The sequence below is a fragment of the Prevotella sp. HMSC073D09 genome (genome assembly GCF_001814145.1).
Classification (GTDB): domain Bacteria; phylum Bacteroidota; class Bacteroidia; order Bacteroidales; family Bacteroidaceae; genus Prevotella; species Prevotella conceptionensis.
In genome coordinates, this window is the sequence record NZ_KV815141.1 from 87,331 (window position 1) to 97,278 (window position 9,948).

A 9,948-nucleotide genomic window follows, 5' to 3' on the forward strand; every position below is an offset into this window, starting at 1 on the left:
AACCCCTCTCCAAGGGGAGAGGGGCGTGATTAGCCTTGCAACGTTGTGGCAGTTCTAACTTATTGTGGCATTTGATGGCACACGGTAGTACTAGCTATACGATAAACCTTGTGAGGTAATAGCCTAATAAAATCGTAGTTAATAACGAGTATTCACTTACCTTCACTCACCAAAACAACATAGCATACCACGCCCTCTACAAGGGGAGAGGGACGTGAATAGCCTTGTAGTGCCAGGTAAACGTAAGTAATCAACATTCGTTACTTTACTACTTACTCCATACTACTCACGTAGTTCACAACAAAATATAAGTCAACAACAACCCAATCATAGTAATAACGAGTCGTCACTCACCAAAACAACACAGCATACCACTCCCCTCTCCCCTTGGAGAGGGGTTGGGGGTGGGCTGGTTGGGAGTGAGGCTGATAATATAATAAATATGAACGAACAAAATAAACCCGCTGACAACTCAGCGCAAATTCAAAGCAACTCGGCGCAAACAACCGAATCAACACCGCATACCACGCCCCTCTCCCCTTGGAGAGGGGACGGGGGTGAGGCCAGTTGTGGGGTAGATTTATCCACATCCCCCCTATTAATCTACAACACCCTCACTCGCAAAAAAGAGCGTTTCGAACCCCTACACGCCCCCAACGTGGGCATGTACGTATGCGGACCCACTGTATATGGCGACCCACACCTGGGTCATGCGCGGCCCGCCATCACCTTCGACGTGGTTTTTCGCTACCTGCAACACCTGGGTTACAAGGTGCGCTACGTGCGAAACATCACCGATGTGGGGCATCTTGAACACGATGCAGACGATGGCGACGACAAAATAGCCAAGAAAGCGCGACTAGAACAGCTTGAACCGATGGAGATTGCACAGCATTATACCAACACCTATCATGCTGCCATGCAACAACTCAACGTGCTACCGCCTAGCATAGAGCCACAAGCATCGGGGCACATCATCGAGCAAGAAGAGCTGGTGAAGAAGATACTAGCCAATGGCTTTGCTTACGAAAGCAATGGGTCTATTTACTTCGACATTGCCAAGTACAACCAAACCTACCGCTACGGCATACTCTCTGGCCGCAACCTCGAAGACGTTCTAGACGCCTCGCGACAGCTCGACGGCGTGGGCGAAAAGCGAAATCAGGCCGACTTTGCGCTGTGGAAACACGCCCAACCCGAACACATCATGCGCTGGCCAAGTCCTTGGGGCGAGGGATTTCCTGGTTGGCACTGCGAGTGTACGGCAATGGGAAGGAAGTATTTGGGCGAACATTTCGACATTCATGGTGGCGGAATGGACCTCATCTTCCCCCATCACGAGTGCGAAATTGCCCAAGCCGTGGCCGCAGAAGGCGAACAGATGGTGCGCTATTGGATGCACAACAACATGATAACCATCAACGGACAGAAGATGGGAAAGAGCTTGGGCAACTTCATCACGCTCGAACAGTTCTTCAACGGCGCACATCCCGCGCTCGAAAAGGCCTACTCGCCCATGACCATCCGTTTCTTCATTCTCTCTGCCCACTATCGCGGAACGGTGGATTTCTCTAACGAGGCTCTGCAAGCCAGCGAGAAAGGACTCGAAAGATTGCTAAACGGCATTGCCGACTTACTGCGCATTCAGCCTGCCAAAGCCAGCGACGAGGCCACGGCAACCATCGTGAACGAACTGCCCCGCAAGTGCTACGAGGCCATGAACGACGACTTTCAAACACCTATGGTGCTAAGTCATCTCTTCGAGGCATGCCGACTTATCAACACCCTTATCGACCACAAGGCGCAGATTTCGGCCGAACACTTGGAGCAATTAGCCGCCACCATGCGCCTCTTTGCCTTCCAACTGCTGGGTCTGAACGCCGAAAACGGCAACAACAACGATGCCCGCGAAGAAGCCTTCGGCCACGTTGTAGACATGGTTCTCGACCTGCGCGCCAAGGCAAAGGCCGACAAAGACTGGGCCACCAGCGACCGCATACGCGACGAACTGGCCTCCGCCGGCTTTGAAGTGAAAGACACCAAGGACGGCGCAACGTGGAAACTGAATAAGTAATGCGGCCAAAACATTGCGCCGCCCACATGCTGTAGCCCCACTACAAAGCACCTTGTAGTGGCGCTACAAGCATCTTGTACACACGCTACAAGCATCTTGTACGCCCACTACAAGCATCTTGTACTCGCGCTACAAAGTGCCTTGTACTCCCCAAACAGGCAACACCTGCCATGCAAAGGCCTGTAAATGGTTGTGCAAACACCCACAAGTGCCTATACATTAAAACCGAAAACAGCTCGTAATGAACCCAAGCCAATACAACACCCTCTTCACATTTATATGGAATATTGCCAACGACGTGTTGGTACAAGCCTTCAACAAGGGCGACTATAAGAAGATTATCCTGCCCATGATGGTGCTTAGAAGGCTCGACATCTTGCTCGAACCAACCCATCAGCAGGTGTTGCAGCTCAAACAGCAACTAACCGAACAAGGGGTCGACGAAACGCAGCAAGAAAGCATGCTCATACGCCGCACGGGGCTTGCTTATTGCAACACGTCGCGCTTTACCATGAAGACGTTACGCGGAGAAACCAACCCCGTACGCCTAAAACAGAACTTCTTGGAGTACCTCGACGGCTTTTCCAAGGACGTACAAGACATTATCGAGAAGTTCAAGCTGAAACAACAAGTAGACAACCTTAGCGACACTGGCCGCTTGGGCCGCATCATCGAGAAGTTTACCGATGCCGAAATAAACCTCGGAAAAGACCCCGTGCTCGATGCCGAGGGCAACGAAAGGCTGCCAGGGGTGGACAATCACACCATGGGAACGCTTTTCGAGCAGCTGTTGCGCAAATTTAACGAGGAAAATAGCGTTACCGAAGCCGGAGAGCATTTCACTCCGCGCGACTATGTTGCGCTGTTGGCCGACATCGCCGTGCTGCCCGTCGCCAACAAGTTGCGTAACGGAACCTACACCATTTACGATGGCGCGTGCGGCACGGGCGGTATCCTTTCCATCGCCGAACAACGCATTGCCGACATCGCCAAAGAGCAACGCAAGCGCATAAAGATTAGTCTCTACGGGCAAGAGATGCAACCCGAAACATACGCCACATGCAAGGCCGACCTCATGCTCTCGTCCATCACCAACTCGTTTACCTATCTCAACGCCGGCGTCAGGCGCGAAAGGTTCTTTTGCGGTTCAACCATCAGCAACGACGGACACCCTGGAATGAAGTTCGACTTTTGCATTTCCAACCCCCCTTTCGGCACGCCTTGGAAAACAGACTTGCAGGCTTGGGGACTGAAAGACAACGAAAAGCAACACATAACCGACCCACGCTTTGTGCTGCCGCAGGGTTACGACCCGCACAACGGCCTGCGCTTTGTGCCCGATGTGGGCGACCCGCAGATGCTTTTCCTTGCCAACAACATCTCGCGAATGAAGAACGACACCGAGCTGGGCACGCGTATCGTAGAGGTGCACAATGGTTCGAGCCTCTTTACGGGCAACGCCGGCGGTGGCGAAAGCAACCTGCGGCGGCACATTATTGAGAACGATTGGCTGGAAGCCATCATCGCTATGCCCGAGAAAGACTTCTACAACACGGGCATTGGCACCTTTATATGGGTGGTAACCAACCGTAAAGAGCCACGCAGGGCCGGCAAGGTGCAACTGATTGATGCAACAGACATCAAGACACCACTAAGGAAAAACCTGGGCGAAAAGAACTGCGAGACCAACGAAACCGACCGCCAGCAAATCTTGCAGTTGCTAAACCGCTTTGAAGAAACGCCACAAAGCAAGATATTCGCCAACGAAGAGTTTGGCTATTGGGAAATAAAGGTAGACCGCCCGCTGCGTTTGCGCGTGCTGCCACAAAACGACATCACCGCAGGTAAGCTCACAGCCAAGGAGCAAGAGGCCTGTAAGGCGGCCATGCAAGCCGTTCCCAAACACACGCCGCTAAACAATTGGGATGCCTACGCTGCCGCTTTGGGCAAGCTAACCAAAACGGTTAAGAACAAGCTGCGTGCACTTATCACCGTGACCGACCCCTCTTGCGAGCCCGTTGCAGGCGAAGCCGACCGCGCTTTGCGAGATACTGAGCAGGTGCCACTAACCTATCCAGGCGGCATCGAGGCCTTTATGCGCAACGAAGTGTTGCCCTACACCCCCGATGCCTATGTGGCCGAGGGCGAAACAAAGGTGGGCTACGAGCTTTCTTTCACCAAATACTTCTACAAACCCGTTGAACTGAGACCTCTCGCCAACATCAAAGCCGACATCAAAGCCATTGAAACAGAAACGGATGGACTGCTTGCTGATATTCTCAATGCGTAAGAAGAAAAAACATTAGTATGAAGACATGCAAGAATAGTGGGATTAAATGGATAGGGAATGTACCTAAACATTGGGAAATTTCTAAACTAAAAAAACATTTTATACCTCGTAACCAAAAGGTATCTGATAAAGATTACGCTCCCTTATCTGTAACAAAAGACGGTGTCTTACCACAATTAGATACCGCTTGTAAAACAGAAAATGGGGAGAATCGTAAACTAGTATGTAAGGGAGACTATGTTGTCAATTCGAGAAGTGATAGAAAAGGCTCTGGCGGTGTGTCTCCTTATGATGGATCCGTTTCACTAATCAATATAGTAATGGAACCAACTGATGGTGAACGAGCATACTATCATTATCTTTTTCGTTGCAACAACTTCGTTGAAGAGTTCTACCGTAATGGGCGGGGTATCGTATCTGACCTTTGGACAACACGCTATCAAGAGATGAGGAACATCGATATTCCCATCCCTCCCCTTGCCGAACAACGTGCCATTGTTTCGTATTTAGATGGCAAGGTGGGGCAGATTGACACGTATGTAGCCAAACAAACGCAACAAATTGAACTGCTAAAAGAACTGAAACAAGCAGTTATTGCTAATGCTGTGACAAAGGGAATAGATACAAATCCGAACGCTAAACGAAAACAATCAGGAGTTAATTGGCTTGGAGAAATACCTGAACATTGGGAAGTTTCAAAGTTAAGAAAACACTTTATTCCACGAATCCAAAAAGTTTCTGATAAAGATTTCGCACCGTTGTCTGTTACAAAAGATGGGATATTACCACAACTAGATACCGCCTGTAAAACTGATAATGGAGAAAATCGTAAGCTAGTGCGTAAAGGCGACTATGTTGTTAATTCGCGAAGTGATAGAAAAGGTTCAGGGGGAATTTCTCCTTTTGATGGTTCTGTTTCGCTTATCAATATCGTTATTTACCCAATTGACGGCGAACAAGAATACTATCATTACCTATTTCGCTGCAACAACTTTGTTGAAGAGTTTTATAGGAATGGGAGAGGAATCGTTGCAGACCTTTGGACAACACGCTACCAAGAGATGAAGAACATTGAAATCCCCATCCCTCCTCTCTCCGAACAGCGCGCCATAGTAAGCTATATCGAGGCCAAGACGGCGAGTATAAACAAGCTTATCGATGCTTACGAGCAGCAAGTGGAACGCGTAAAGGAATATAAGCAGCGGCTGATTAGCGATGCCGTAACGGGAAAAATGAATGTAACGGACGAACAAACCCAAACAAACTGAACGCCATGCCTACAACAATGAACGAAAAAGCGTTGGAAGACCTGATTGTTAACTGGCTTACCAACCATAACCAATACGAAATGGGCGACACCAATCAATACGACACTCACTATGCCCTAGACACTGGACGACTTGAAACTTTCCTCAAGCTAACCCAGCCCGCAGAGGTGGAAAAGTCGGGTATCTTCCATTCGCCTGTCAATCGCCGCAAGTTTCTAGAACGCCTGCGTGACGAGATAACAAAGCGCGGGGTGGTGGATGTGTTGCGAAAGGGATTGAAACACCAAAGCAACACCTTTGTGCTTTACAACCCCCTGCCCTCGGCACTTAGCGCCGAGGGCGAAGAACGGTATGCACTGAACAAGTTCTCTGTTGTGCGGCAGTTGCGCTACGATGCACAAAACCCCGCGCTGGCATTGGATGTGGCCATCTTTATTAACGGCTTGCCGGTGATTACGATGGAGCTTAAAAACCAGATAACAGGCCAAAACACGGCACACGCCATTGCCCAATACCGCACCGACCGCTCGCCCAACAACCTGCTGTTTATGCCCAAACGCTGTGCCGTACACTTTGCCGCCGACGATGATACGGTGCAGATGTGCACCAAACTATGCGGAGCCAACAGTTGGTTTTTGCCTTTTAACAAAGGATTTAACGACGGAGCGGGCAACCCCGTCAACCCCAACGGACTGAAAACGGCCTATCTGTGGGAAGAAATTCTTACCAAACGCAACCTTAGCAACATTCTTGAACACTACGCGCAGGTGGTTACCGAGCGCAATCCCGATACCCGGCGTAACATCGAAAAGACCATTTGGCCACGCTGGCACCAGCTGCAACTGGTGCGCGCACTGCTACACGAAACGGCCAAGGGCAACATCGGGCAACGCTTTTTGGTGCAACATTCGGCCGGTTCGGGCAAAAGCAACAGCATCACATGGTTGGCCTATCAGCTTGTAGAGCTGTTAGAGGGAGACCAACCGCTGTTTGACAGCGTAATTATCGTTACCGACCGCGTTAACCTCGACAAGCAGTTGCGCAACAACATGCGGGCTTTTAGTCGCAATGAAAACATCGTAGATGCCGCCAACAGTAGCGAAACCCTGCGGCAACACCTTGTAAACGGCAAGAAAATCATCCTTTCTACCGTGCATAAGTTCTCGTTCATCCTCGACGCCATCGGCAACGAACTGGCCAGTCACCGCTTTGCCGTAATTATAGATGAGGCACATTCAAGCCAAAGCGGCAAGATGGCGGCCAGCACAAACCAGGTGTTGGCAGGTTCGGCAGTGGCAGACGACACGGAGCTAAGCGTTGAAGACGCCGTTAACGAGGCCATTGCCCAATACATGTGCGGGCGGCGCATGGCGCCCAACGCCAACTTCTACGCTTTCACCGCAACGCCGAAGAACAAGACTCTCGAAACGTTCGGCACGCCCTTTATTAAGCCCGACGGCGAAACGGGGCATCGGCCCTTCCACGTCTACTCGATGAAACAGGCCATCGAAGAGGGGTTTATCCTCGACGTGTTGAGCAATTACACCACCTACGAAAGTTTCTATCACATTCGCCGGCGGGTGGAAGACGATCCCGAGTTCGACCGCAAGCAGGCCTTAAGAAAGATACGCCACTTTGTTGAACGCCAACCCGAAACCATTGAAAAGAAGGCCGAGGTGATGGTTGAGCACTTCCACACCTCCGTGGCGCATAAAATTGGCGGACAAGCACGCTGCATGGTGTGCACCACTGGCATACAACGAGCCATCGATTACTTCTTTGCCGTCAACCGCTTGCTAAGCCAACGCGATTCGCAATATCGCGCCATCGTGGCTTTTAGCGGCGATTTCGAGTACAACGGAAAGACCGTTAACGAGGGCAGCCTTAATGGATTTCCCTCTGCGGCCATAGAAAAGACGTTCCGCACGGGCAACTATCGTTTCCTCATCGTGGCCGACAAGTTTCAGACGGGCTACGACGAACCGCTGCTGCACACCATGTATGTAGACAAGCCGCTGCATGGACTGCAAACCGTTCAGACGCTTTCGCGACTTAACCGCACGTGCCCTAAGAAGGAAGATACCTTTGTGCTCGACTTCGTTAACACCTGCGACGACGTTGAACAGAGTTTCCAAACCTTCTACAAAACCACCATCCTGAGCCGAGAAACCGACCCCAACCGCCTGAACGACTTGCTGGCAGAGATAGAGAAACACCAAATTTACACACAATACGAGCTGGAAACGCTGAACCAACGCTATTGGAACAACGCCCCAAGAGAAGCCCTGGACCCCTTGCTCGATGCCATGTGCCAGCGCTTTTGCACCCTATCGGAAGAAGAACAGGTGGAGTGTAAAAGCAGCATCAAGGCCTTTATACGCACCTACGAGTTTCTTTCTACCATCATGGACAGCTGCTCGTTGGAATGGGAAAAGGCCGAAACGCTGCTTAAGCTGCTCGTGCGCAAGTTGCCTTCGCTGGGTACAGACGACCTGACACGCGGATTGATAGAGGCTATCGACTTTGACCGGTATCGACTTGAAAAGAAAGAAGAACGAAAGATACAACTGCAAAACGCCGATACCGAGATAGAACCTGTGCCCACGGCCACCGCTGCAGGTGTGGCCGAACCCGACATGCAACGACTAAGCGTTATCGAAACGCAGTTTAACGAGCTGTTCGGTTCTACCGACTGGGACGACATCGAAGTGGTGAAAAGGCAGGTGGAAGACGTTACGCAACGCGTTACCAACGACAACAACGTGCGCGACGCCATGCTGAACAACGACGAACAGACGGCCGCACAAGAGTGCGACGAGGCCACCAACGTGAAAATGGCCGACATGGCCGAAACCTATACCCAGCTGATTAGTAAGTACATGTCGGAGCCCGACTTCCAAGAGCGGTTTAATCAGCTGATACGCGAACGGGTAAAGGCTGCCATCAATCCCGAATACGATGAGCAAGATTTGGCCTTTAAGCTGCGCCAAGCATTTAAGGAAGACTTTGCCGACTTCTGCGATGGGGTTCATAACGTGGAGTTTGATGAGGTGTTGCGGCTGTTCTTCTGCCTGGTGAATGCCGAAACGATACCCGCCTTGCAGGGCCTTCGGCGGATATTGCGCAACACGCTGAATTGTCTTTATCGAGCACAGCACCGCGAAGAGGATTTCCGAACATGGTATGCCGACCTGGTTAGCCGTTTCGAGGCCTTCCTCAAAAAGATATATTGGCTGCAACATGGTGTGCCCATGCCGCTTGTTAACGATGGCCGTGACCCCGCCTTGCTCGATGCCGTGCGCCATTTCCCACGCATATCCAGTCTTTATCATACGCGTAACCCCAAGCACGAACGCTTTAAGCAGTATTATAATGTGGTGTTTACATGGCGCAATAAGGAGAATCACAGTGCCGAAGACCTGCCCGCCAACTTGCTCCCTGCGGCCCTTCACGCCGCCGTTGCCATGTATCTGTACGCCACAATGGTAAGCGCACCCGAACTGAAAGGCAAACTATGAGCGAGAGAAAACCTCAACCCCAACTGGCCTCATCCCCAACTGGCCTCACCCCCAACCCCTACCAGCCTCACCCCCAACCCCTCTCCAAGGGGAGAGGGGATGATATGCCTTGTGGGGTGTTTGCTTGTTAACTTGTAAACTCATCAACTCATCAACTTACAAACTTACAAGCTCACCACCTCATTAGCTCACCAACTTACAAAATCATCAACTCATCAACTCACAAGCTTACAAGCTCATCAACTTACAAGCTTACAAACTCACCAACTCATTAGCTCACCAACTTACAAAATCATCAACTCATCAACTCACAAGCTTACAAGCTCATCAACTTACAAGCTTACAAACTCACCAACTCATCAACTTACCAACTCATTAACTTACCAACTCATCAACTCAGAAACTCCCCAACTCAAAAACTTAAAATCTTACTTTATATTTTACAATGCGGCTCTAATTTTCGCTCCGTTCTAGCGAAAATTTGGGTCGTAAAGTGGGTAAATTGGTGCAATTTCTAGGCATTCTCGCCTTATGTTTTGTCTGTTTTTCAGAGTAAAACCTGCATTTTGCACCATTTTGCCTTTCTAGTTTGGTTGCCAACTCGTAATTTTGCAAGTCCAATTACCTGCTTTTAGCCCCTAAAATCCCACTTTTTGATGACCATTTTGCCCTTTTTAGCCATGTGTATCGTGGTTCGAGAGGGTTATATTTATGCCATTGTGGTGTATCTTTATGCTTTTTGCCTCGCATTTAGCAGCAAAATGCACTGCATTTTGCACCATTTTACCTTGCGTTTTG

4 protein-coding genes are annotated in these 9,948 nt (G+C 50.2%); all 4 read left to right on the forward strand.

From position 1 onward, the window contains the following. Positions 1-442 precede the first annotated feature (442 nt). The 4 genes from cysS (at position 443) to HMPREF2955_RS14005 (ending at position 9,150) form a co-directional block, all read left to right on the forward strand. On the forward strand, positions 443-2,074 hold the full coding sequence (gene cysS, locus HMPREF2955_RS13990) for a cysteine--tRNA ligase (protein WP_246830165.1): 1,632 nt from the start codon (positions 443-445) through the stop codon (positions 2,072-2,074). 241 nt (positions 2,075-2,315) lie between these two features. Further along, the gene (locus HMPREF2955_RS13995) at positions 2,316-4,364 is read left to right on the forward strand and encodes a type I restriction-modification system subunit M (protein WP_070724019.1); all 2,049 of its coding nucleotides are present in this window, start codon (positions 2,316-2,318) and stop codon (positions 4,362-4,364) included. Between the two features lie 17 nt (positions 4,365-4,381). Then, positions 4,382-5,632 carry a restriction endonuclease subunit S gene (locus HMPREF2955_RS14000; protein WP_070724020.1) on the forward strand — a complete coding sequence of 417 codons (1,251 nt, stop codon included), beginning with the start codon at positions 4,382-4,384 and terminating at the stop codon, positions 5,630-5,632. Positions 5,633-5,649: 17 nt separating this feature from the next. Beyond that, the gene (locus HMPREF2955_RS14005; protein ID WP_246830166.1) at positions 5,650-9,150 is read left to right on the forward strand and encodes a type I restriction endonuclease subunit R; all 3,501 of its coding nucleotides are present in this window, start codon (positions 5,650-5,652) and stop codon (positions 9,148-9,150) included. The last annotated feature ends 798 nt before the right edge of the window (positions 9,151-9,948 follow it).